Source organism: Chitinophaga sp. SVR4-12A (genome assembly GCF_056754765.1).
Window position 1 is genome coordinate 4,205,460 of the sequence record NZ_JBPGWP010000001.1, and the last position, 23,163, is coordinate 4,228,622.

General features: G+C 50.7%; 21 protein-coding genes. 9 read left to right on the forward strand and 12 right to left on the reverse strand.

Annotated elements, in window-relative coordinates:
• Positions 1 to 28: 28 nt before the first annotated feature.
• On the forward strand, positions 29 to 1,912 hold the full coding sequence (gene mutL / locus ACR9Y8_RS17250; RefSeq protein WP_481214486.1) for a DNA mismatch repair endonuclease MutL: 1,884 nt from the start codon (positions 29 to 31) through the stop codon (positions 1,910 to 1,912).
• A 107-nt stretch (positions 1,913 to 2,019) separates the two neighbouring features.
• On the opposite strand, the gene ACR9Y8_RS17255 is transcribed toward mutL, so the two are convergent.
• Positions 2,020 to 3,489 carry a gluconokinase gene (locus ACR9Y8_RS17255; protein WP_481214487.1) on the reverse strand — a complete coding sequence of 490 codons (1,470 nt, stop codon included), beginning with the start codon at positions 3,487 to 3,489 and terminating at the stop codon, positions 2,020 to 2,022.
• Between the two features lie 96 nt (positions 3,490 to 3,585).
• Between ACR9Y8_RS17255 and ACR9Y8_RS17260 the strand changes: the two genes are divergently transcribed.
• The 4 genes from ACR9Y8_RS17260 (at position 3,586) to ACR9Y8_RS17275 (ending at position 8,460) form a co-directional block, all read left to right on the forward strand.
• Positions 3,586 to 5,325, forward strand: coding sequence for a GMC family oxidoreductase (locus tag ACR9Y8_RS17260; RefSeq protein WP_481214488.1), 1,740 nt, complete (start codon positions 3,586 to 3,588; stop codon positions 5,323 to 5,325).
• A gap of 117 nt (positions 5,326 to 5,442) precedes the next feature.
• Entirely contained in the window at positions 5,443 to 6,129 is a 687-nt protein-coding gene (locus ACR9Y8_RS17265) for a gluconate 2-dehydrogenase subunit 3 family protein (protein WP_481214489.1), read from the forward strand.
• Between the two features lie 39 nt (positions 6,130 to 6,168).
• Positions 6,169 to 7,623: a Gfo/Idh/MocA family protein gene (locus tag ACR9Y8_RS17270; protein WP_481214490.1), complete on the forward strand. Its 1,455-nt coding sequence runs from the start codon at positions 6,169 to 6,171 to the stop codon at positions 7,621 to 7,623.
• Positions 7,624 to 7,800: 177 nt separating this feature from the next.
• The gene (locus tag ACR9Y8_RS17275; protein ID WP_481214491.1) at positions 7,801 to 8,460 is read left to right on the forward strand and encodes a hypothetical protein; all 660 of its coding nucleotides are present in this window, start codon (positions 7,801 to 7,803) and stop codon (positions 8,458 to 8,460) included.
• Between the two features lie 7 nt (positions 8,461 to 8,467).
• Here the strand turns inward: ACR9Y8_RS17275 and ACR9Y8_RS17280 are convergent, their stop codons facing one another.
• The 4 genes from ACR9Y8_RS17280 to ACR9Y8_RS17295 form a co-directional block, all read right to left on the reverse strand.
• Positions 8,468 to 9,427 (reverse strand): D-alanyl-D-alanine carboxypeptidase, encoded by a 960-nt coding sequence (locus ACR9Y8_RS17280; RefSeq protein WP_481214492.1) that lies wholly within the window; start codon positions 9,425 to 9,427, stop codon positions 8,468 to 8,470.
• Positions 9,402 to 9,794 (reverse strand): D-alanyl-D-alanine carboxypeptidase, encoded by a 393-nt coding sequence (locus tag ACR9Y8_RS17285; RefSeq protein ID WP_481214493.1) that lies wholly within the window; start codon positions 9,792 to 9,794, stop codon positions 9,402 to 9,404. Before ACR9Y8_RS17285 ends, ACR9Y8_RS17280 begins: the two co-directional genes overlap by 26 nt.
• A 75-nt stretch (positions 9,795 to 9,869) precedes the next feature.
• Positions 9,870 to 11,213, reverse strand: a complete 1,344-nt coding sequence (locus ACR9Y8_RS17290) for a Gfo/Idh/MocA family protein (protein ID WP_481214494.1) — start codon at positions 11,211 to 11,213, stop codon at positions 9,870 to 9,872.
• Positions 11,214 to 11,346: 133 nt separating this feature from the next.
• Entirely contained in the window at positions 11,347 to 12,324 is a 978-nt protein-coding gene (locus tag ACR9Y8_RS17295; RefSeq protein ID WP_481214495.1) for a formylglycine-generating enzyme family protein, read from the reverse strand.
• A 135-nt stretch (positions 12,325 to 12,459) separates the two neighbouring features.
• Between ACR9Y8_RS17295 and ACR9Y8_RS17300 the strand changes: the two genes are divergently transcribed.
• A complete protein-coding gene (locus ACR9Y8_RS17300; RefSeq protein WP_481214496.1) occupies positions 12,460 to 13,380 on the forward strand; it encodes a hydroxypyruvate isomerase family protein in 921 nt (306 codons plus the stop codon).
• A gap of 90 nt (positions 13,381 to 13,470) precedes the next feature.
• Here the strand turns inward: ACR9Y8_RS17300 and ACR9Y8_RS17305 are convergent, their stop codons facing one another.
• On the reverse strand, positions 13,471 to 13,908 hold the full coding sequence (locus tag ACR9Y8_RS17305) for a hypothetical protein (protein WP_481214497.1): 438 nt from the start codon (positions 13,906 to 13,908) through the stop codon (positions 13,471 to 13,473).
• 136 nt (positions 13,909 to 14,044) lie between these two features.
• Here ACR9Y8_RS17305 and ACR9Y8_RS17310 point away from each other — a divergent pair, with 136 nt between their 5' ends.
• Positions 14,045 to 14,389, forward strand: coding sequence for a phage holin family protein (locus ACR9Y8_RS17310; RefSeq protein WP_481214498.1), 345 nt, complete (start codon positions 14,045 to 14,047; stop codon positions 14,387 to 14,389).
• Between the two features lie 14 nt (positions 14,390 to 14,403).
• Positions 14,404 to 16,389 carry an alpha-ketoacid dehydrogenase subunit alpha/beta gene (locus tag ACR9Y8_RS17315; RefSeq protein ID WP_481214499.1) on the forward strand — a complete coding sequence of 662 codons (1,986 nt, stop codon included), beginning with the start codon at positions 14,404 to 14,406 and terminating at the stop codon, positions 16,387 to 16,389.
• Positions 16,390 to 16,665: 276 nt separating this feature from the next.
• On the opposite strand, the gene ACR9Y8_RS17320 is transcribed toward ACR9Y8_RS17315, so the two are convergent.
• From ACR9Y8_RS17320 to ACR9Y8_RS17330, 3 genes are all read right to left on the reverse strand, one after another.
• Positions 16,666 to 17,202 (reverse strand): O-acetyl-ADP-ribose deacetylase, encoded by a 537-nt coding sequence (locus ACR9Y8_RS17320; protein ID WP_481214500.1) that lies wholly within the window; start codon positions 17,200 to 17,202, stop codon positions 16,666 to 16,668.
• A gap of 6 nt (positions 17,203 to 17,208) precedes the next feature.
• Complete coding sequence (locus ACR9Y8_RS17325) at positions 17,209 to 17,961, reverse strand: NYN domain-containing protein (RefSeq protein ID WP_481214501.1); 753 nt, start codon at positions 17,959 to 17,961, stop codon at positions 17,209 to 17,211.
• A 74-nt stretch (positions 17,962 to 18,035) separates the two neighbouring features.
• Positions 18,036 to 18,509 (reverse strand): Dps family protein, encoded by a 474-nt coding sequence (locus tag ACR9Y8_RS17330; RefSeq protein ID WP_481214502.1) that lies wholly within the window; start codon positions 18,507 to 18,509, stop codon positions 18,036 to 18,038.
• A 234-nt stretch (positions 18,510 to 18,743) separates the two neighbouring features.
• Here ACR9Y8_RS17330 and ACR9Y8_RS17335 point away from each other — a divergent pair, with 234 nt between their 5' ends.
• Positions 18,744 to 19,967 carry an MFS transporter gene (locus ACR9Y8_RS17335; protein ID WP_481214503.1) on the forward strand — a complete coding sequence of 408 codons (1,224 nt, stop codon included), beginning with the start codon at positions 18,744 to 18,746 and terminating at the stop codon, positions 19,965 to 19,967.
• An 80-nt stretch (positions 19,968 to 20,047) separates the two neighbouring features.
• Here ACR9Y8_RS17335 and ACR9Y8_RS17340 read toward each other — a convergent pair whose 3' ends face one another.
• Genes ACR9Y8_RS17340 through ACR9Y8_RS17350 form a run of 3 tightly spaced genes read right to left on the reverse strand, consistent with a single transcriptional unit; the run spans position 20,048 to position 23,099 of the window.
• On the reverse strand, positions 20,048 to 21,124 hold the full coding sequence (locus ACR9Y8_RS17340; RefSeq protein WP_481214504.1) for an iron-containing alcohol dehydrogenase family protein: 1,077 nt from the start codon (positions 21,122 to 21,124) through the stop codon (positions 20,048 to 20,050).
• Positions 21,125 to 21,164: 40 nt separating this feature from the next.
• Positions 21,165 to 21,890 carry a 3-deoxy-manno-octulosonate cytidylyltransferase gene (gene kdsB / locus ACR9Y8_RS17345; RefSeq protein WP_481214505.1) on the reverse strand — a complete coding sequence of 242 codons (726 nt, stop codon included), beginning with the start codon at positions 21,888 to 21,890 and terminating at the stop codon, positions 21,165 to 21,167.
• Positions 21,891 to 21,908: 18 nt separating this feature from the next.
• Positions 21,909 to 23,099 (reverse strand): DegT/DnrJ/EryC1/StrS family aminotransferase, encoded by a 1,191-nt coding sequence (locus ACR9Y8_RS17350; protein WP_481214506.1) that lies wholly within the window; start codon positions 23,097 to 23,099, stop codon positions 21,909 to 21,911.
• Between the last annotated feature and the right edge of the window lie 64 nt (positions 23,100 to 23,163).

The window sequence follows — 23,163 nt, forward strand, 5'->3', positions numbered from 1 at the left end:
CCTAACTTTACGCCAAAAGGTGTTTTAAGTGGCGGATATCATAAATTTATTACCCGATAATATAGCCAATCAGATTGCTGCCGGTGAAGTGATCCAGCGACCCGCCTCTGCGGTGAAAGAGCTCCTGGAGAATGCGGTGGATGCAGGTGCAACAGAAATACAGCTCATTATTCGCGACGCAGGCAAAGAATTGGTGCAGGTGATAGACAATGGCTCGGGTATGAGTGAAACAGATGCCCGCATGTGCTTTGAGCGCCATGCTACCTCCAAGATCCGCACCATTGACGATCTCTTTGGCATCCGTACCATGGGTTTCCGCGGCGAGGCGCTGGCCTCTATTGCGGCGGTAGCCCAAGTAGAACTGAAAAGCCGCCGGCGCGACTCTCCCATTGGCACTTACATAGAAATAGACAACAGCGTGGTACGCAAACAGGAGCCCTGCCAAACGGCTGAAGGCACCAGCTTTGCCATGAAGAACCTCTTCTTCAACGTACCCGCCCGCCGTAACTTCCTGAAAAGCAATGCTGCAGAAATGCGGCACATTGTAGATGAGTTCATCCGGGTGGCCATGGCCTTCCCCCAGCTGCAATTCACGTTCACCAGTAATGGGCAGCAAATGTTCTACCTGGAAAAAGGCTCCCTCAAACAAAGGGTGATCGCCATCCTGGGGCAACATTACAACGCACGCCTGGTAACCGTAAAGGAAAGTACCGATTACGTGAACATACACGGCTTTGTGGGCAAGCCTGAAACGGCGAAAAAAACACGGGGCGATCAGTTCTTCTTTGTGAATAACCGCTTCATCAAAAGCCCGTACCTGCATCACGCCATTATGAGCGCCTTCTCGGAAATGATCCCGGCCGACAGCTTCCCGCTGTACGTCCTTTTCATTGACCTCGATCCCGCACATGTGGACATTAACGTGCACCCCACCAAACAGGAAATAAAGTTTGACGATGAGAAGATCCTGTACGCCTTTGTACAATCTGCCGTTAAACATGCACTGGCCCAGTTCAACGTTACGCCTACTTTAGACTTTGACCTGGATCCCGGCATTCAGCAGCTCGATGCGGTGAGTAAACCCTTTACGGAGCAGGAACAGCAACGCTCTGCCAGCGGTTCCCTGTATAAAACCTTCACCCAGGCCAACCAGGCCCACGTGATAGATAAAAGCAGCGGCAGCAATCTTAAGCACTGGAAAGACATTTATGAGATCGGCAAGTCTGATTTCAGCCGCCCCGCTGCAGACATGCCTGCTGCCGATGGTAATGACAGTGAATTTGTAAACCGGCCTTCCACCGCCTCTGTTATAGACGAGCGCTGGCAGGAGGCTGCCACCGATACCAAGGTGCCCGTACAAGTGCACCAGCAATATATCCTCTCCCAGATAAAGTCAGGCTTCATCCTGATAGACCAACAGGCCGCGCATGAAAGGATCCTCTACGAAAGATACCAGCGCGCCCTCCAGGAAAAGCCAATGCCCACGCAGCAAAGCCTTTTCCCGCAAACGCTGCAGCTGCTTCCTGCAGATGCTGCCCTTATCAGCGAGATGCTGCCCGATCTGCAGGTGCTGGGTTACGATATGGAACCCTTTGGCAACCATACCTTTGTAGTGCGGGGCACCCCTGCTGATATACAGAGCGGAAACGAACAGGCCAGCATCGAAGGGCTCCTGGAACAGTTTAAACACTTCAGCGCCGAGCTGAAAGTGAACAAACGCGAACAGCTCACCCGGTCCATGGCGCGGAACAACTCCATCCCGGCCGGTAAAGTGCTCAGCGCCCGCGAGATGCAGAATATTATAGACGAACTGTTTGCCTGCAGTATGCCCAATGTATCGCCGGGCGGCAAGTACATCTACGTTTCTTTCAAGCTGGCAGACATTACCCGGATGTTCGAAAAGGGGAATTAAGAGGATGGTAGTATTTTACCTGGGAGATCCCTGGGCAATCCTTGCAGTATCCTTGCTCTATCCTTGCTGTATCCTTGCTCCCTGGCTATTTCGTTAATATAGTATCATTACAGCAAGCCTTTTAACCGCTGGTACAGTTCCAGGTACAGGTGATAATGCTCGCGGTACACGGCTTTGCCTTCCTCCCGGGGCATGAATACTTCCTCTTCCATCGCTGCCGGACTGGTATAAGGCAATCCTAATGCCTGGTACCCCACAATAGCTGCACCAATCGCGGAAGCATCATGCTCCTGTCCGAGGTACATGGGCTGCTGGAAGATATCCGCCATCAATTGTATCCAGCCTGGCGAGTGGGTAAAGCCGCCGCTCACAGAGATCTTACGGATAGGTTCCGCTGCTTCCTGCAAGGCCTGTGCGATGCTTAAGAGCCCGAAGGCGACTCCTTCCAGCATGGCGCGCATGAAATGCAGCGCGGTATGTTGGGGCTGTATACCGATGAAGGCCCCGCGTGCATGTGGGTCCCATACCGGGGCGCGCTCACCCAGCAGGTAGGGCAAACATATCACCCCTTCTGCGCCGGGCGGTATCTCCAGCGCCTGTTGAATGGCGGTATTCAGGTCTGCCGGCTCCTTCTTTTGCAGAAAATCCCTTACAAACCATTGCAAAGCTACGCCTCCATTATTCACAGGGCCGCCGGTTACGTAATGCTGGTGATCTAATATATAGTTGAATAATCGCTGCTGGGGATCATTTACCGGTGCGGGTACCGTCATCCGCATGGCGCCGCTGGTGGCAATGGTGAGTGTGGCATGACCAGGGGCCAGGGCTCCGCTACCCAGTTGGGCCAGGCAGCCGTCGCTGGCGCCCATCACCAGCGGAGTGTCCGCGGGTATTCCTAATTCAGCCGCCACCGCTCCGCGTAGTCCAGATAATATATGATGTGCCGGAACCGGTTCCGGTAACTGTGCGGCAGTAATACCTGCAAAGGCCAATGCTTCGGTGCTCCACTGGCGTTGCCGTATATCGAACATGCCGGTGGCCGAGGCGATGGAATGATCTATCACATAAGCTCCTGAAAAACAGTGCAGGATGTACTCTTTAATGCCGATGAACATGGCGGCCTGCTGAAAGAGTTCCGGCGCTACCTCCCGTAGCCAGGCTATTTTGCACAGCGGCGACATAGGGTGTATGGGTACGCCGGTTTGTCTATACAGGGCCTTGCCTTCTTCCGTGGGCTGCAGGGCCGTGGCAATATCCTGGCTGCGGTTATCCGCCCAGATGATCAGCGGGGTCAAAGGCTGCTGCTGCGCATTCATGGCCATCACGCTGTGCATAGCACTGCTGAACGAGATGGCCGCCGGCGGCGCCCCCATCTGCCGCACCACCTCCCTGATTCCCTGTTTGACCGCCTGTAAAATATCTTCCGGGTTTTGTTCGCTATATCCCGCCTGGGATAAATGGGTGGTATATCCTTGTTGCTGAACGGCCTGCACACTACCGTCGGGCAATAAGGCGATCACTTTGGTGCTTCCTGTGCCGATGTCGGCACCGATCATGTAAATTAAAGGGCTGCTCATACCTTAAAAGGTTCTCAAAATAAAAAACACCTTTCATTTTCTACGTTTAATTTATAGATTTAAAGCCTTTTATGAGTCAAAACATATCCACGTATTATGGCATTTGAAATAAAGCAACAAGGCAAGGTCTATGATGTCTGTATTGTAGGTTCAGGAGCCGGCGGCGGTATGGCCGCCAAGATTTTATCAGACGCAGGGCTGAAAGTGGCTTTACTGGAAGCAGGGCCTAAATACGACCCGGCAGATCCGGAACAGGCTACCCAACTAAAGTGGCCCTGGCAGTCTCCCCGTCGTGGCGCAACTACTACCCGCCCTTTCGGCGATTTTGATGCAGCTTATGGCGGCTGGGAAATTGAAGGCGAACCTTATACTACAAAAAACGGCACTCAATTCGACTGGTTCCGCTCACGCATGCTGGGCGGACGTACCAATCACTGGGGACGTATATCATTGCGCTTCGGCCCCCGTGACTTCAAACACAAAAGTTATGATGGCCATGGCGATGACTGGCCTATCTCTTACGAAGACGTAAAACCTTACTACGACAGGGTAGATAAGATGATCGGCGTATTCGGCACCAAAGAAGGCATGCCAAATGAGCCGGATGGTTATTTCCTTCCTCCGCCCAAACCACGCCTGCACGAGCTGATGATCAAAGGCGCCGGAGATCGTTTAGGCATCCCGGTAATAACCGCCCGTATGTCTATGTTAACACGCTCCGTAAATAAGGATCGCGGCGCCTGTTTCTTCTGCAGCCAGTGTAACCGCGGTTGTACGGTGTACGCAGACTTCTCCTCCTCTTCCTGCCTGGTAAAACCAGCCATGAAGTCGGGCCATGTAGACCTGTATACCAACGCAATGGCCCGCGAAGTAATAACAGACGAAAAAGGGAAGGCTACCGCTGTTTCCTATGTTGATAAAACAGACCTCCAGGAATACCAGGTAAAGGCAAGAGTGATCGTACTGGCGGCCAGCGCCTGCGAATCTGCCCGCCTGCTGCTCAACTCTAAGTCTGCTAACTTCCCCAACGGCCTGGCTAACGGCAGCGGCGTTGTGGGTAAATACCTCCACGACTCTACCGGTTCTTCCCGTGGAGCATTCCTCCCCCAGCTGATGGATCGCAAACGGTATAACGAAGATGGCGTGGGTGGCATGCACGTGTACATTCCCTGGTGGCTGGATAATAAGAAACTCGACTTTGCCCGCGGATACCATGTTGAATTGGGTGGCGGCATGCATATGCCGATGTACGGTTTCGGTTCTGGTATTGAGCGCTTCAACGGCAAGTACGGCGTTCCCGCCGGACAAACCAAACAGGCCGGTGGTTACGGTGCATCCCTGAAAAACGATTATCGCCGCTTCTACGGCGCCACCATCGGTTTTGCAGGCCGCGGTGAGTGTATTGCACGCGAAGACAACTACTGCGAGATCGATCCGAATGTGGTAGACAAGTTTGGCATACCCGTACTGCGCTTCAACTACACCTGGAGTGAGCACGAGATCAAACAGGCAAAGCACATGCAGGATACTTTCGAACAGCTGATCCACGAGCTGGGCGGCGTAGCCCTGGGAGATAAGCCCGGCGCCGATAGCATGTACGGCCTCGAAACACCCGGCCGTATCATCCATGAAGTAGGCACCACCCGTATGGGCGACGATCCCAAACGCTCTGTGCTCAATAAATACAACCAGGCCCACGAGGTGAAGAACCTCTTTGTGGTAGACGGAGGCTCCTTTGTGTCCCAGGCGGATAAAAATCCTACCTGGACCATCCTGGCCCTCTCCATGCGTGCGTCTGAGTATATTATCGATGAGCTGAAAAAGCAGAACCTGTAAATGAGTTGACAGTTATCAGTTGACAGTTGTCAGTGATTAATTGTTCGCTAATTTTATAAACTGTCAACTGTCAACTTATAACAGTCAACTGATAACTTAAAATAAAAAGCATCATATATGGATAGAAGAGAGTCCCTCAAAGCCCTGGCTATCGGGTCTTTTTCTGTTAGCACTTTCCTCGCCGCCTGTAAGGACAATAAAACAACCGTCAAGGAAGCAAAGGATGGCGCAGGCGCCGACGTTTACGGACGCACCGCCGAAGAAAAGGAAAGGGATGCCAAACTGATGGGCGACAAGTTCTTTACCAATGCCGAGATGAAAACCATCACGGCGCTTACCGCCCTGATCATCCCGGCAGACGAGCACTCAGGCAGTGCCGTAGATGCCGGTGTGCCCGATTTTATTGAGTTCATGGCAAAAGACCAGCCCCGCTACCAGGTGCCTCTGCGTGGTGGCCTTCGCTGGCTGGATGTATTTTGCCTCAGGCATCATAAAAAGATCTTCACAGAATGCAGCGCTCAGCAGCAAACCGCCGTGCTGGATGTTATCGCTTACCCGGAAAAGGCCACTCCTGAAACAAGCCAGGGGGTCATGTTCTTCAGCACCCTTCGTAACCTGACCGCGAGTGGTTTCTTTACCAGCAAGATCGGCATCAAAGACCTGGGCTACGTTGGCAACACGCCGAATGAATGGAACGGGGTGCCCGATGATGTATTGAAACAGTACGGGCTGGCCTACGACCAGAAACTGCTGCCACTTTACCTCAAGATGGAGGACAGAGGCAAACTTATGACATGGGACTAAACCCGTTTTTAATTATATTATCCAAAATTTTTGTTACTCATGGTCCAGGAAAAGAATAACCAGGGAAATTCCAATTCCGTTTCCCGCAGATCATTCCTAAAGAACGGCGCGTTAACCGCCGCCAGCTTTATGATCATTCCACGTCATGTACTGGGAGGTAAAGGATATATAGCGCCCAGCGACCGTCTTCGTATTGCCGGTATAGGCGTTGGCGGTAAAGGTCAAAGCGACATTGCCGAATTTGCCAAAGGCCCGGTAGATATCGCATTCCTCTGCGATGTGGACGAGCGCCGCGCTGCCAATTCCGTGAAAGCCTTCCCGAAAGCGAAATTCTACAAAGATTTCAGGGAGATGCTGGAAAAAGAGCACAAGAACATCGACGCCGTGTCTGTTTCCACACCCGATCACACACATGCCGTAGCTGCGATGGCTGCCATGCAGCTGGGCAAGCACGTGTATGTGCAGAAACCGCTTACCCACGACATCTATGAAGCACGTATGCTTACCAAAGCCGCTGACCGCTATAAGGTGGTAACCCAGATGGGTAACCAGGGTTCTTCCGGCGATGGTGTACGACAGCTCATGGAGTGGCATAACGCCGGTCTGGTAGGTGATGTGCACACTGTTTATTGCTGGACAGACCGTCCCGTATGGCCGCAGGGTATTCCCTGGCCCCAGGCAAAGGCTGAAGTGCCTAAAGAACTGGATTGGGATCTGTGGCTGGGCACTGCTCCCTATAAAGACTATATCGACAAGCTGGTGCCCTTTAACTGGCGCGGCTGGTGGGATTACGGTACCGGCGCCATCGGCGACATGGGCTGTCATATCATTGAACCGCCCTTCCGTGTGCTGGACCTGGGCTACCCTACTGCCGTAGAGTGCAGCGTGGGCAGCGTATACGTAGACGAGTTCAAACGCGGCTATTTCCCGGAAAGCTGTCCGCCTTCTTCTCACGTTACCCTTAAATTCAAGGGCAAGAACGGTAAAGAAGTGACCATGCACTGGATGGATGGTGGCATTCAACCTGAGCGCCCCGAAGAGCTGGGACCCAACGAAAGAATGGGTGACGGCGGTAACGGCGCCCTGTTCATAGGCGACAAAGGCAAAATGATGTGCGGAACCTATGGTATGTTCCCAAGCTTACTGCCTACTTCGCGCAACCAGCAGGCAAATGTGCCGCAAACCATCGCCCGCGTACCAGAAGGGCACTATCAGCAATGGGTAAATGCTGCTATCGCTGGTTATAACAGCCCGAAAGCAAAAGCCCTCAGCTCTCCCTTCTCCATCGCAGGCCCGCTTACTGAAACGGTGCTGATGAGCAACCTGGCCATCCGCAGCTTCGATATCAAGAAGGAAGTGAACGGCAAATCTACCTTCCCCGGCCGCTATATCAAACTGCTGTGGGATGGTGACGCCATGAAGATCACCAACTTCGATGAGGCGAACCAGTTTGTGAAGCGCCAATACCGCGACGGCTGGAGCCTTGGTGTGTAATTAATTGATCCATATACAGATGTGCGGATATGCAGCTGGCAGATAAGGCCATCTGCATTTATCCGCACATTCTTTTTAAGGGTCCTGTGAATTATCATATTAAAATATTCCTGGTGTGATTTTCGTTTAGTACAATACGAATGCTATTTTTACACAGCCAAACCATATCCCAGTTATATGCGGAGAAAACACTTTTGGCCGCTTGCCTTGATGATAGGCGGTCTGATCTTATGGGCCTGTAAAAAGGAGGTGAGCCGTGAAGGTGAGCCACCCGGAACAATTCCCAGTACCTGCGGGTATGCCCCTTATACCAATGGCTCTACTTATAATTATGAGACCGTTCATGGTGCTACCACAGATACTAACTTCTTTACCGTAACCGTGACCGGGGATAGCACCATTAACGGACAGTCATATAAAAAACTTTCTTCCGATACCGCCACTACTTACGATCGTTGTGATAACGGCACCTACCACCAGATGGTGAAAGGGCTTTCGTATATGGGATATTCGATAGACAGCGTTATGTCTGTTTACCTGAAGGACTTTGTGCCGGCTGGCAGCAGCTGGTCAGACACCGTCACTGTAAAGGATGGCGGGATTAACGTGAACGTATATCTCACGTATACCATTACGCAGAAAGGGATCAATAAACGTGTATACGACCTGGACTATACAGAAGTGATCGCCGTAAGGCTGACGGCTGCCGCCAAAGTGCTGGGGCAAACCATCCCGCTGGGCACCCTGGCCACCAACTATTATGCGAAGGATATCGGCCTTATCCAGGTAGACCAGGCAGACGATACCACCCGTCTAAGAAGTTATAATATCGAATAGGGATCTGTCAATACTGATCCCGGACAGCTGTCAGGAACTTTTCCACCACCCTTCTTACAACCGCAGAAGAATTGTTGGTATGATTATTTACCAGCACACTGAATACCAGTGTTTTACCTTTCCTGGTAACCAGGTAGCCGCTCAGCGCTACACAACCGTTAAGAGTACCTGTCTTAGCATGCACAAACTGCCCCTGGTAGTAATTGCGTAAGGTGCCTTTGCCGCCGGTAGGGAATATGTCCCACAACCTGGCTTCCGGCACCTGTTGCCGCATCTTTGTCAGCACGCTTACAAAATCTCTCGGAGTGAAGAGATTATACCGGGATAATCCCGAACCATCCACCCATTTAGGTGAATCCGGCAGGAACTGCAGGTAGTCCTTTTGCATATAACCAATCGTTCTTGCTGTACTGATCGTATCCCATTGTCTGGCCGCGCACATCATCAGGATCTGCTCAGCAAAAAAATTATCACTGCGATGCATCATCGGGGTAAATAAGCTATCCACCGGTTGGCTGTATAATGTTTTAAAGGCAGCTCCATTCAGCTGCGGCCATGCAATAGCCACATCCACCGGTTTATGCAGGGTGTCTTGCAGGCGTTTGGCAATATCCTGCAGGCCGCCGGTGATAAAAGGTACTTCCGCCACTAAAGGTGCGGTATCATTGCCTGCGAACTGCAGAGAAAAGCGGTTGCTGCGTTCATCCCTGTCCGTAAGCGCCTCTTCCAGGGTATCATTTCGCCGCCAGCTGAAATGCTCCCGATCGCTGAACTCAGTGGGCGTTATGCTGATAGTATCCCGGTGATGTTTGATGCGGGCCACGTTGCCGTAAATGGGCCATTCATTCAGCTCGGGCTGGTAATAGTCTGCATAATCACTCCAGCCCCATCCGGGGCCAAAACGTTTGTTGGTGTTAACGGCAGGCAGCAGCACGATACGTTTATTCGTTTGCGTAAGCAGCTGCATCGCTGGTTGTGTAATAAAATCCGGATGCAGGGAAGGAAGGATCGCCGGTGCCTTTTATGTATAGCACAGTATCCGTTTCCAGGTATCGCATGGCGGGCAGGCTGTCGCCCAGCAGCTGAAGGCCGGTAAACAGGGTAAAGATCTTGGTATTGGAAGCAGGTGAGAAGTATCTGTCTGCCTGGTATTGGTACCAGTAATTTTCTTTTGCGGGGTCATAGATGCAGATGCCTATATGGGCCTGCCGTATTGCCGGGTTGTTCAGCAATTCCTGCGCCCATTTGCGAACGCCGGGCTGCTGCGCCTGTAGCGCTGTTCCACTTAATAACAGGATAAACAGGAATAACGCTTGCGTAAGCTTGTTGTTCATTTGCTATGTTTAAAGAAAAGCTCCGGGCGTTGGTGGCATCCCGGAGCATAAGGCTTTCTGGTAGTATAATAATATTTAGCTGAAATATTTGGTGATGCCTGGTTTTGCGTAGGCATAGAAACCTTCGCTGTCTGGCATTACCGGCGGCTTGGCGTCAAATGCATAAGTGTCCGGCTGCAGGTTAATGCCTGAGTTCAGGGCTTTATCCCAGGGAATGATCTGCCCGGAATAGGTAGCCATACGGCCAATGATGGCAGACAGGGTGGTTTGTGCGCCACGCTCTGCATCCCAGAATTTGTACTCCCCTTTGGCAATAGCTGCAAACAGCTCATCGTGTTCCGTCTGGTAGGGATTGTTCTCCTGCTTTTTATCAAACTGGTACAGCACTTTTCCTTTGTGGTCCTGTATCAGGCCTTTATCGCAGATAATGCGGCCTTTAGTGCCTACTATCTCTTCATCTACCCGGCTGGCGCTGTCTTTCCAGTGGCGGCACTGGCTGTTCATCACCACGCCATCGGCATAACGGTATTCTACATAGTGGTGGTCAAAGATTTCGCCGGTGTCTTTACCGGTACGTACGGCACGGCCGCCCATACCCACGGCAGAAGCAGGGGTTGCGCCTTTGAACCAGTTGCCCACATCGATGTTGTGAATGTGCTGCTCTACGATATGATCGCCACACAGCCAGTTAAAGTAATACCAGTTACGCATCTGGTATTCCATCTCCGTATATTCCGGTTTACGGGGCCTGATCCATAAAGCGCCCTGGTTCCACCACACCTGCATAGAGAGGATATCGCCTACCATACCATCCTGTACCCGTTTGTACAGTTCGCGGTAGGAGTTCTGGTAACGGCGTTGCAGGCCCACTACTACATTCAGCTTTTTAGCCTTTGCCTGTTCTGCTGCTTCCAGTACTTTCTTGATACCGGCAGGATCTGTGGCCACGGGCTTTTCCATGAACACGTGTTTATTCTGCCTGATGGCCTCTTCAAAGTGAATAGGACGGAAACCCGGAGGGGTAGCCAGCACCACTACATCTGCCAGGGCGATCGCTTTCTTGTAAGCGTCAAAACCAACAAACTTATTCTCTTCCTTCACCTTCAGGCGGTCGGCCTTTCCTTTTTCTTCCAGGGCTTCCTTGATATTGTTATAGCTATCGTTCAGGCGGTCTGCAAAGGCGTCTGCCATTGCCACCAGCTCTACATTCTCTTTTGTGCTTAATGCTTGTGTGGCTGCGCCTGTGCCACGGCCACCGCAGCCTATCAGGGCAATCTTAATCGTGTCTTTGGCGCCGGAGAAGTAATTGGCGTGGGTCAGTACAGGCATGGCGAGGAGGCCGCCGGCCAGCAGGGTGGATTGCTTCATGAATTCCCTGCGGCTTTGATCGTGGGATGTTTGTTTTTTTTCGTTTTCCATATGTGAGTTTTTGTAGTGGTAAAAGAGTATGAATTAATAATTAAGAATGAATAATTAATAATACCCGAATGTGGGAAAGGCTAGTACAGTATAGGCTATCCATTATTAATTCTTAATTGTTCGTTGTTAATTATTATCTGGCGCCTACATATTTGTCCAGCACTTCTGCAAAGAACTGTTCTGCTTCTTCCTTTGTAGGTTGCTTTACCGGCCGCACGATCCTGAAGCCGATAAATGGAGCATCTGCATTCCACCATTTGCTTTTAGGTATTTGCGGATCACGGCGGTTCCAGTCCGGATCAGATTTTAACCTGGCGGCGCTGCGTACTTTGGCGGCATCGTCCTGGTAATTGCCGCCCTTAATGGTACGGGGTGTTTTGGCGCTGGGCTTATTCCAGGGGTCTGTACCGGCGGCATGCTCCAGGAATTGGGCATCATACTGGTCCAGCGTCCATTCTGCCACATTGCCCATCATATCGTACAGGCCCCAGGCATTAGGCTTCAGCTGTCCTACCTTGTGATATTTGCCATCGCTGTTGCCGGCGAACCAGGCATAGTCTTTCAGCTGCCCGTCTTCATTACCGAAAGGGTATGCTGTAGCGGCGCCGGCGCGGCAGGCATATTCCCATTCTGCTTCTGTGGGCAGGCGGTAGAATATCCCGGTTTTTACGTACAGCCAGCGACAATAAGACAGCGCTCCGTACTGGCTCATGCTGTTGGCGGGATATCCGCCGGTTTTACCCATTCCAAGGGTAAGATCTATATAGGGAGGGCTGGGCCTTGTCATGCCATCGGGAATGGGGGTCTTGTCTTTTTCAGCATCCGCATATATATCGTATTCATCAAAGGTTACTTCGCAGGCGCCCATCCAGAAAGGGGCGATGGTCACCTTCTTTTGCGGCCCTTCATCAGCGCCGCGACCTTTCTCACCGGCGGGGCTGCCAAAGGTAAAAGCGCCGCCTGTAATGGGCACCATTTTGAATGAGACGTCTGTTCCGGGTATTTTCTCTTCATACGTGGTAAAGGCTGTGTTACCGTTACCGCCCTGTTGTGCCAGAACGGTTTGGGTTAACAGCAAGCCTAATGCTATTGCTGTCAGTTTTTCCATCATGTAGCTGAAAAAGATGAGCAGGTAATTTATTAAATCTGAGGCTGGAATGCAATATTATTTTGATGAGATAGAATATGATGGGATGAATTATTAAATTTAATGCCTGTATCATCTACATTTAACCGGTTAAACGTTATGGAAAGAAGAACATTCCTGCAACAAGGCACCCTGGCGGGCATCTCTGCCCTGGCTTTTGGCGGCGTACAGGCGGCCGCAGGCCCCGCAGCAGCAAAGGCGGAAAAGACCTTTAACATGAACTATGCACCGCACGACGGCATGTTCAAGAACAGCGCCGGCGCTGATTTCCTTGACCAGATCCGCTTTATGCACGATCAGGGTTTCCGCGCCATTGAAGATAATGGCATGCTGAAGAGAGATACCGCCATGCAGGAAAAGATCGGCAACCTGCTGGCAAAACTGGGTATGACCATGGGTGTGTTTGTAATAGACAGTGGCGATAACTGGAAAGTTTCTCTCACCACCGGCAAACAGGAATTCAAGGATACCTTTTTAAAGACCTGCCGTACTGCCGTAGAAACGGCCAAACGTGTGAACGCTAAATGGGCAACGGTGGTGCCGGGCTTTTTTGAACGCAAATTACCTATCGGTGTGCAGACCGGTAATGTGATAGACGCCCTGCGGGCCGGCGCCGAGATACTGGAGCCCAGTGGCCTGGTAATGGTGCTGGAGCCACTCAGCGACACACCGGACCTGTTCCTCCGCACGGCAGACCAGACCTACGAGATCTGCCGCGCCGTAAACAGCCCATCCTGCAAGATCCTGTATGATATTTACCATATGCAGCGCAATACCGGTCATCTCATTCCCATGATAGATATGTGCTGGAGTGAAATTGCGTATATACAGATCGGTGATAATCCAGGCCGTAAAGAACCCGGTACCGGCGAGATCAACTACAAGAACATCTTCAAACACCTGCACGAAAAAGGCTATAAGGGCGTACTGGGTATGGAGCATGGCAACTTCCACGAGGGCAGGGAAGGAGAAATGGCCCTGATCAAAGCTTACCGCGAATGTGATAACTTCCTGGCCTGAGCAACGGCAATTCTGACTTTGGTTTAAAATAAAAAGGATGAGGTGTATGCCTCATCCTTTCTTTTTGTTGGTATGTAAAAAGACGGTGATCTACTTTTTAAAGTACAGGTACTCCTTACTGTAATTGCCGTTGCCATAAGCAGTATCCGTGATCACAAAAACAAGCAGGTTGCTGGTCAGCGTAAGGATAGGCAGGTAGTCTGATACCCCGCTCTGGTTCTTTACTTCCAGTGTCTGCGCATCCCTGAAACGATACGTGCCTGACCCCACCTCATCCAGGGAGGTTTCTGCCTGGCCATTCTCCTGGAAAGTGAGATGAATATCGTCTTTACCTTTGGTATCAACGGTATCTGCTGAGAGCAGCTGGTTTTGTTTGTTCCATAAACTGTCCAGGCCCACCACATATTCCCAACGGCCATATATCAGCGGATTTGTATAAGGTGCAGGATCATCCTTTTTGCTTTTGCAGGAAACCAGTATGCCGGAAGTTAGCAGTAAAGTCAGCAATAGGAAGTATGGTTTTCGCATGTCAGATATGATTTAAAATGTGAAACAAAAATAAAAAATAATCCTCATATTTCCGGGGCGCAAACTTTATGCCCTTACCTTTACGGCCATGTTTTCTAATGCTATTTTCTTATCTTAACTCTATAAATAACTTCTTATGAATTTTCTGATCCGCTTGTTGGTAAGCGCATTGGCTGCTATGTTAACCGCCTACCTGTTACCGGGTGTTAAAATAGATAACTTTATAACGGCTTTGATACTCGCTTTAGTACTGGCAATACTGAACCTGTTGGTAAAGCCGGTGCTCATTATACTTACCCTTCCGGTCACCATTGTTACCCTGGGATTGTTCCTGCTGGTGATCAATGCCATTATTATCCTGTTAGCATCCAAACTGGTATCGGGCTTCAGGGTAGATGGCTTCTGGTGGGCCTTGTTATTCAGTATTGTTATGACCATTATCAATAGCTTCATGCATGGCCTCGCCACCAGTGAAGATTAATTTTTCATTTTGATATGTACTTTAACCGCTCCCATATCAGCGACGAGCAATTGCTGTCTTTCTACCGTGCTTTGATGCTGCCACGGCTGATAGAGGAGAAAATGTTATTACTGCTGCGGCAGGGCAAGGTCAGCAAATGGTTCTCCGGCATTGGCCAGGAAGCCGTTGCCGTGGGCGCCACCCTGGCCCTGCAACCCGATGAATGGATATTGCCCCTGCACCGCAACCTGGGGGTTTTTACCACCCGTAATATGCCGCTGCAGCAGCTGTTTCTCCAATGGCAGGGAAGCCCGCATGGTTATAGTAAAGGCAGGGAACGCTCTTTCCACTTCGGCAGCCGCGAGCATCATATTTGTGGGATGATCTCTCATCTGGGTCCGCAGCTGTCCATTGCAGACGGCATTGCACTGGCGCATTCCCTCCGCAAAGAAAACATGGTAACGCTAGCTTTTACAGGCGAGGGCGGCACCAGCGAAGGCGAATTCCATGAAGCCCTGAACGTAGCTGCTGTTTGGGATCTTCCCGTTATCTTCCTGATAGAGAACAATGGCTACGGCCTGAGCACACCGGTAGAAGAACAGTACCGCTGCACTCAGCTTACCGACAGGGCCAAGGGTTATGGCATGCATAGCATGCGGATAGATGGCAATAACCTGCTGGAAGTGTACCACGCCGTTTCTAACGCCAAAGCCTATGCGTTGCAGGAACAAAAACCGGTGCTGATAGAAGCCCTCACCTTCCGGATGCGGGGCCATGAAGAGGCCAGTGGCACTAAATACGTACCCCCGGCCCTGTTAGAAGAATGGGCGCAGAAAGATCCGATACAGCATTACGAAGCATTCCTGCAATTTATCGGGCTGCTCACTCAGGAAAGCGCCAGCGCTATACACCATGAGCTGAAGCAACAGATAGATGCGGATATAGCAACTGCGCTGGCAGACAGTTCCGAACAGGTAGCAGATACCGCCATAGAACTGGCCGATATCTACGCCTCCGCAGATCCTGCGTTGACTATCCCCACCCCTTCTTTTCCGGCAGAAGAAAAACGCTTTATCAATGCTATTTCCGATGGATTAAGAACTGCCATGGAACAGTTTCCCAACCTGGTGCTAATGGGCCAGGATATTGCGGAATACGGCGGAGCTTTCAAGATCACAGAAGGATTGGTAGAAACATTCGGCAGAGCGAGGGTGCGCAATACTCCTCTTTGCGAAAGTGCCATCATAGGCGCGGCCCTCGGCCTCTCCCTGATGGGATATAAAAGCATGGTGGAAATGCAATTTGCCGACTTTGTGACGGTAGGGTTCAACCAAATTGTAAATAACCTGGCCAAGATCCATTACCGCTGGGGCCAGGCGGCGGATGTGGTGATCCGGATGCCCGCCGGCGCAGGTGTAGGTGCAGGTCCCTTCCATTCCCAGAGTAACGAGGCCTGGTTTACACACACTCCCGGCCTTAAAGTGGTATATCCTTCCACCCCGGCAGATGCCAAGGGCCTGCTGCTGGCAGCCCTGGCAGACCCTAACCCGGTCATGTATTTTGAGCATAAAGCACTATATCGCAGTATCAGCGGGCCAGTACCAGAAGGCTGGTATACGGTGGAAATAGGAAAGGCGAACGTCACTCAAAGCGGCACAGATATCAGCATCATCACTTATGGCAGCGGGGTACACTGGGCCCTGGAATACGCGCAGCAGCACCCAGATCTGTCCCTTTATATACTGGATCTGCGCACGCTTTTGCCGCTGGATTACGCCGCCATTAAGGAGGCAGTTGCTCAAACCGGTAAAGTGCTGGTACTGCATGAGGACACCCTTACAGGCGGCTTCGGCGGCGAGATCAGCGCCTGGATAGCTGAACACTGTTTTCACCTGCTGGACGCACCCGTTCTCCGTTGCGCCAGCCTGGATACACCAGTGCCTTTTTCTGCTGCACTGGAAAAAAATTTCCTGGCAAAAGCGCGGCTGGATCAATGTATCCGTCAACTGGCCGCCTATTGAGGTATTAAGCGGGTTGGGATTTTTGACGGGAATACCCTAACTTGCGGGCAATTCTTTAAATACACACTACTATGTTGCTGACACTCTTACAGGATAATGTAAAAACTACGGAGTTTTATAGAGCTTTTGATAAGGTTGGTCATACGCTGGCTTATGTTGTTATTATAGTGTTCGCCTTAATGCTGTTGTACGCTACTGTAAAGTACGTAAAACGCTAAGCGTAAAATTCAGATAATACAAATCATTATATACAACCCCGGTATATCCGGGGTTTTCTTATTGTAGCTGCTGTAAAGCCTCCTTTGTATAGAACAGGTTCTCGTCATCAAAACAAACCAGCATTACCTCGCTGATCCCTTCATGTTCCGCTAAAAAATCACGGATAGTTGTTACCGCAATACGGGCTGCCTCCTCTTTTGGAAAACGGTATATCCCTGTACTGATATTGGGAAACGCGATGGTATTCAGCTGATGATCTATTGCCAGCTGTAGGGAATTCCGGTAACAGGCAGCCAGCTTTTCTGCTTCCTTTTTATGTCCGCCATTCCAAACCGGCCCTACGGTATGGATCACATTCTTGGCTGGTAGGCGGCCTGCCGTAGTGACCACTGCCTCACCGGTGGTACATCCGCCCTGCCGGGCAACGATCTTCCGGCAGTCTTCCAGGATGGCCGGCCCTCCTGCACGGTGTATGGCGCCGTCTACTCCGCCTCCGCCCATTAAGGAGGAATTGGCGGCATTAACAATAGCATCGGCGGCTACTTTTGTGATGTCGCCCTGCAGCACCCTTATCCTTTCTATCGCGTTCATCATATCTGTTTATTTTACACGCACGTATACCAGTTTCCCGGTTTTCTTGCCTGTTTCCCGTATGTCTATCTCAAAACTATCAAAGCTTTTGATCAGTTGCAGTAGTTTGTTGTAACCGTAGTTGCGGGAATCAAAGTCCGGCTGCTTCTTGATCAGAAGGTTTCCCAGATCTCCGAGGTAAGCCCAGCCGTCTTCATCAGCGGTATCATTAATGCTGGATTTCAGCAGGTTAAACAGTTCGCGGTTGGTTTTGCTAATGGCTTTCCGTTTACTTTGAGAGGTTTTTCGCTTGGCAGGCGCCTGTTCTTCGCTGCTTTCCTCTTGCAGGATCTCCAGGTAGATGAATTTGTCGCATGCGGCGCGGAAAGCGGCCGGTGTTTTCATCTCACCCAGGCCAAATACCCGCATACCTGCTTCCCGCAGGCGGGTGGCCAGCCGGGTAAAGTCGCTATCGCTGCTTACCAGGCAAAACCCGTCCACACGGCCGGTATACAAGATATCCATGGCATCTATTATCATGGCAGAGTCGGTGGCATTCTTGCCGGAGGTATAGCTGTATTGCTGCACGGGATTGATGGCGTGCTCCAGGAGTACTGCCTTCCAGGAGCTCAGTTGTGGTTTGGTCCAGTCTCCATAGATCCGTTTAAAGGTGGGTATGCCGTATTTGGCCACTTCTTCCAGCATGGGCCTCACGTGGCTGTGGGGTATGTTGTCAGCGTCTATAAGCACGGCAAGCCGCAGGTCTCTTGTATTATTATCCATAAGCCTTCTGGTGGGGGTTTAGTACATAATATTACAAAAGATCTGCGAGCCGGGCTATCAAATCACGTAGAGGATCATTTCTTGAGATAAGAACGGATCATCCAGGCCATTTTCTCGTGCTGCCTTAATAATCCGGTCACAAAATCGCTGGAGCCAATATCCTTGTATTTGTCAGCAAACTCGTCTACCAGTCTGCGCAGGTTCCGGATGATGGTTTCATGGTCGTCCAGCAGGTTGCCAAGCTGTGTACGCTCATCATTGGTGTACTCCTGCTCTACCAGGCTGGTTTGTTTAATAAAGTCAGACAGACGGCCTTGTGCATAATGGCCAAGGGCGCGGATACGTTCTGCTGTTTCGTCAATTGCTTCTTCCAGTTCGCCGTACTGCTCTTCATAGAACTTGTGCAGTTCGATGAAATCGGGGCCTTCAACATTCCAGTGATAATTGCGTGTTTTAGTGTACAGCACCATCAGGTCGGCTAAAGCCTTGTTCAGTTCTAAGGCTACTGCCTTCAGATTTTCTTCAGAAATTCCAATGTTTGCTTTCATATGTACGTATTTGATCTTTAGTCAGTACTTATGTTCTGCAGGATATTCGGTGAGCAGGTTGTTCCCGTTTTCACATGAACCTGATAGGGTGGCGGGGTCCGCTTCCGGCGCGGCCGGTACCAGTGCTTCTTTAATCCCGGGTGGTCCTTATCATGTGTTAAAAATCCTACAAAGATAGTAGATTTGATGTTGGTTCTTTTGCTATTATTGTGCCATACTTCCTAATTTTGTGGTATGGAACAGTCGTCGGGGAGAATCTATAGTGTGCATTTTATATTGCTTTGCCTTAGTAATGCTGTATTCTCCGCCAGTTACAATATGTTGATCCCTGAGCTGCCCGCGTATCTCAGTAGCATGGGTGGCGCAGATTATAAAGGCTACATTCTGGCACTTTTTACCTTAATGGCAGGTTTGTCACGCCCTTTTAGCGGCAAATTGACAGATACCGTTGGCCGGGTACCGGTGATGATATTTGGCTCTGTAGTATGCGTAATATGCAGCCTTTTATATCCGCTGGTTAGTTCTGTAGGCGCTTTCCTCTTACTTCGTTTCTTTCACGGTTTTTCCACTGGCTTTAAACCTACTGGCACCACCGCCTATATCTCCGATCTGGTGCCTTATCACAGGCGTGCGGAAGCAATGGGCATGGTAGGTCTTTTCAGCACCATCGGGCTGGCTATAGGCCCTGCCATAGGCGGCTTTATTGCGGCCAAATGGAATATCTATGTAATGTTCCAGGTATCTGCCGTATTTGCATTGTTATCTGTGGTGATACTGATCGGCGGCCTGAAGGAAACCCTTCCCAACCGTCAGCGCTTCAGCCCTTCCCTGCTGAAGATCTCCCGCAACGAGATCTTTGAGCCGCTGGTAGTAGGCCCGGTGATAGTTACCTTCCTGACATTCCTGAGCTATGGTGCGCTGCTCACAATCATACCTGATTTCAGCAATCACCTGGGCATTCACAATAAAGGGCTCTTCTTTACTTTCTTTACCGTGGCCTCGATAGGTATACGCCTGCTGGCCGGTAAAATGTCTGACAAGCATGGCCGTGTGCCGATGCTGAAGATCTCCGCTTCCATGATGGCTGTTTCATTGTTCATGCTTGCATTTACTACTACGCCGTTTATGATGATGGCTGCTGCTGTTATTTACGGCGTTTCAGTAGGCGTTTGCTCGCCTGCCGTTACCGCCTGGACAGTAGACCTGGGCTTACCCGAATACCGCGGCCGCGCGCTGGCCACTATGTACATTGCCATGGAAGCCGGTATTGGCCTGGGAGCCTATCTTTCCGCCTATATTTATCACAATAATGCGTCCTATTTCCCGCTTACCTTTGGTGTAATGGGCATTGCCGCCCTGGTAGCCACACTTTACCTGATAGCTATTTACGATAACCGCCGGCTGAAAGTAATGTGGCGGCTGGTGCATATGAAGACGCATTTCCGCAGATGGTTGTAACCAACGTGTTATAGTACATAAAAAAACGCTTAATGCCTGATAGCATTAAGCGTTTTTGGTTTTTAGATATATATACAGCTTTACAATCTTTCGTACAAAGCGCGCAGGCGTTCTCTCGTCATTTGTTGCTGCCAGTTTTTGCCCAGGGCGTTTTCCCACAGTGGCGCCAGGCCCAGGGATACGTCTATCATCGTGTTGAACTGCTCGTCGCTGAGCCCCTTGGTAATATGCTGCGGTATGGTAATATGGTGCTTGTCCACCATCTCTTTGAACTCCTCAACACCCTGCGGGTAGAACTCTTCCAGTTTGTCAAACACAATACAGTTGCCCACACCATGATGGGTGCCCAGCAGATAGCTGAGGCCATAGCTTACGGCGTGTGCCACCCCTACCTGTGAGTAGGCAATACTCATACCACCCGCGTAAGAAGCCATCATCAGTTTTTCGTCTGCCTCATCATCCCAGTGCTGCTTTGTGAGGAATATCTCCTGGCACAAAGCCAGGGCCTTTTCGCCATAAGAGCGGCTGAACGCGTTCAGGTAAGTGCCCTCCAGCGATTCAACACAGTGAATGTAACAATCCATGGCGGTATAGAAACGCTGGTTCACCGGTGCGTCTTTGACCAGCTCAGGGTCCAGCACTATCTGGTCAAATGGTGTAAAATCGGAGTTTAAGCCCAATTTTTTCGTAGGTCCGGTAAGCACGGTGGTGCGGCTTACCTCCGCTCCCGTGCCCGAAAGCGTAGGGATACCTGCTTTATATACGCCGGGATATTTTAAAAGGTCCCAACCCTGGTAATCAGCGGAAGAACCGGGGTTGGTCATCATCAGTGATACCGCCTTGGCCATATCCATGGTTGAGCCTCCGCCGATGCCGATGATACCGGATACCTGGCCGAATTCCGCTTTCAGCTCATCCCGCAGCTGGTCTACATAGCCGGTCTTAGGCTCATGCGTTACGTCAATGTACACAATTTTGTCCTTGCCACGCAGGGGTATACGGCTGGTGAAAGCGCCCTTATCCTGGAAAAAGTGATCCACAAAAAATATCATGGGGGCATCTCCCTTACGCTGGGGCGCCAGTATCTCATCCAGCTGGTTAAAGGCCCCGCGGCCAAATATGACGTAACCTACCAGTTTAAAATTTCTGAATTTCATCCGCTCCTTGAATTATTAATGATTAATGCTTCATTGTTAGTTAGAGCAGCTGCGCTGCTTTCTGAAGATCTTCGGGAGTATCTATTTCCACGCCCATATATTCCGTTACCACCATTTTCATGGGAATACCGTTCTCCAGGTAACGCAGACATTCTATTTTCTCTGCATTCTCCAGCGGGCTTACAGGCAGCCGGGTAAACTCCAGCAATGTCTGTTTGCGAAAGGCATAGATGCCAATATGTTCGTAGTAAATACTGCTCGCCTCTTTGTTACGGGGATAAGGTATTACGGAACGGGAAAAGAATAAAGCATTGAACTGCTTATCCACTGCCACCTTAACGTAGTTAGGGTCTTCTATCGATTTCCAGTCTTTCAGCTCCTGCATCAGGGAGGCTACCTGCACCTGTTTACCAGCCTCTCCCTCAAACACCCCGAGCAATTTCTCCAGGGGAGCTTTCTGGGTAAAGGGCTCGTCGCCCTGCACATTCACTACGATGTCCACATCCATATCCGCTACCGCTTCTGCGATACGATCCGTGCCGCATTCATGCTCTTTCTGGCTCATCACGGCCTTTCCACCATTCTGAACAATTTCCTGGTAAATGATATCACTATCACAAACCACTATTACTTCATCAAACACGCCGGTATTTACCGTAGACTCATAAGTACGGAGTATCACGGATTTACCCCCCAGCTTGGCCATGAGTTTTCCCGGGAAACGGGTGGCTCCGTAACGGGCAGGTATTAAGGCTATCTTCTTCATAATGTTGTTGTTCTGTGCTTATAACACGCTCTTAACCCCGTTCACCAGCTTTTCAGCTCTTTCCTTCACTTCCTGCTCACTCCAGGCGAGGTTGATCGGTGTACAGATGCAGCGGTTCATGATCGCGTCTGATACAGGGAACTGCCTGATCTTGTAAAGCTCCATTGCCTGCTGTAAACCAGGTGCAAAATGATTCAGGGTAGCGCTTTGCTTAAAGTGCTCCCAGTTGCGGATATAATGCCAGTTATTGTCATACCAGTAAAAAGCTGCTAACCCTGCAGCCTTCATAGCGGCAGCAGCAGCCCGTGCCTGGTTCTCTTCCGGGAGGAAAAAGCCCAGGAAGGTAGCGCTATCGCCCTCCGGATCGGGCAGGCGACGGAAGCTCACTTCCGGTATGGCCGCCAGGGCATCCTTAAAGATCTTTTTGGTATTGCGCTGGATGGCCAGGAAGTGGTCCAGCTTGCGTATCTGGGCCAGCCCCACAGCTGCATGCAGCTCAGAGATACGGAAATTATAACCCATGAAGGGGTGCTTATCCGCTCCGCGGTCAACGCCCAGATGGTCGTGCCCGTGGTCAGAGTAAGCGTCGCACTTGATATACAGGTCCTTGTCGTTGGTAACCACTGCGCCGCCTTCGGCACAGGTGATGGTCTTTACAAAGTCGAATGAAAATGCGCCGGCATGCCCGATGGTGCCCAGGGCTTTGCCTTTATAGCTGGCGCCGAACGACTGGCAGGCGTCTTCCAGCAATATCAGGTTGTGTTTTTCGCAGATAGCTTTCAGTGCATCCAGGTCTGCCATGGCGCCGCACATGTGAACCGGCATTACCACCTTTGTACGGGGGGTAATGGCGGCTTCCACTGCCCGGGGATCCAGGGTAAGGGTATCGTCTATATCAACCAGTACGGGAGTAGCTCCCACGGAGAATATACTTTCAAAGCTGGCCACAAAAGTGAAGGTAGGCATGATCACTTCGTCGCCTGCGCCTACACCCAGGGCTGCCAGTGCCGTAGTAAGGGCGGTAGTGCCGCTGGAGGTAAGCTGTGTGTAGGGTACGTTCAGTTTGCTGCTGATGGCTTCTTCCAGTTCCCGGGCTTTCCAGACGCCTTTACGGGGGCCGTCAAAGCCATAACGCATGAAAATCCCGGTTTCCAATACGTCATTCACTTCTTTTCTTTCTTCAGCACCAAATAGTTCATATCCAGGCATAAGCTATTGATTTTAATTATTGATAAAGCTTCCTTTTTTTATGTTGTTTGCAAAGGTAGTATAA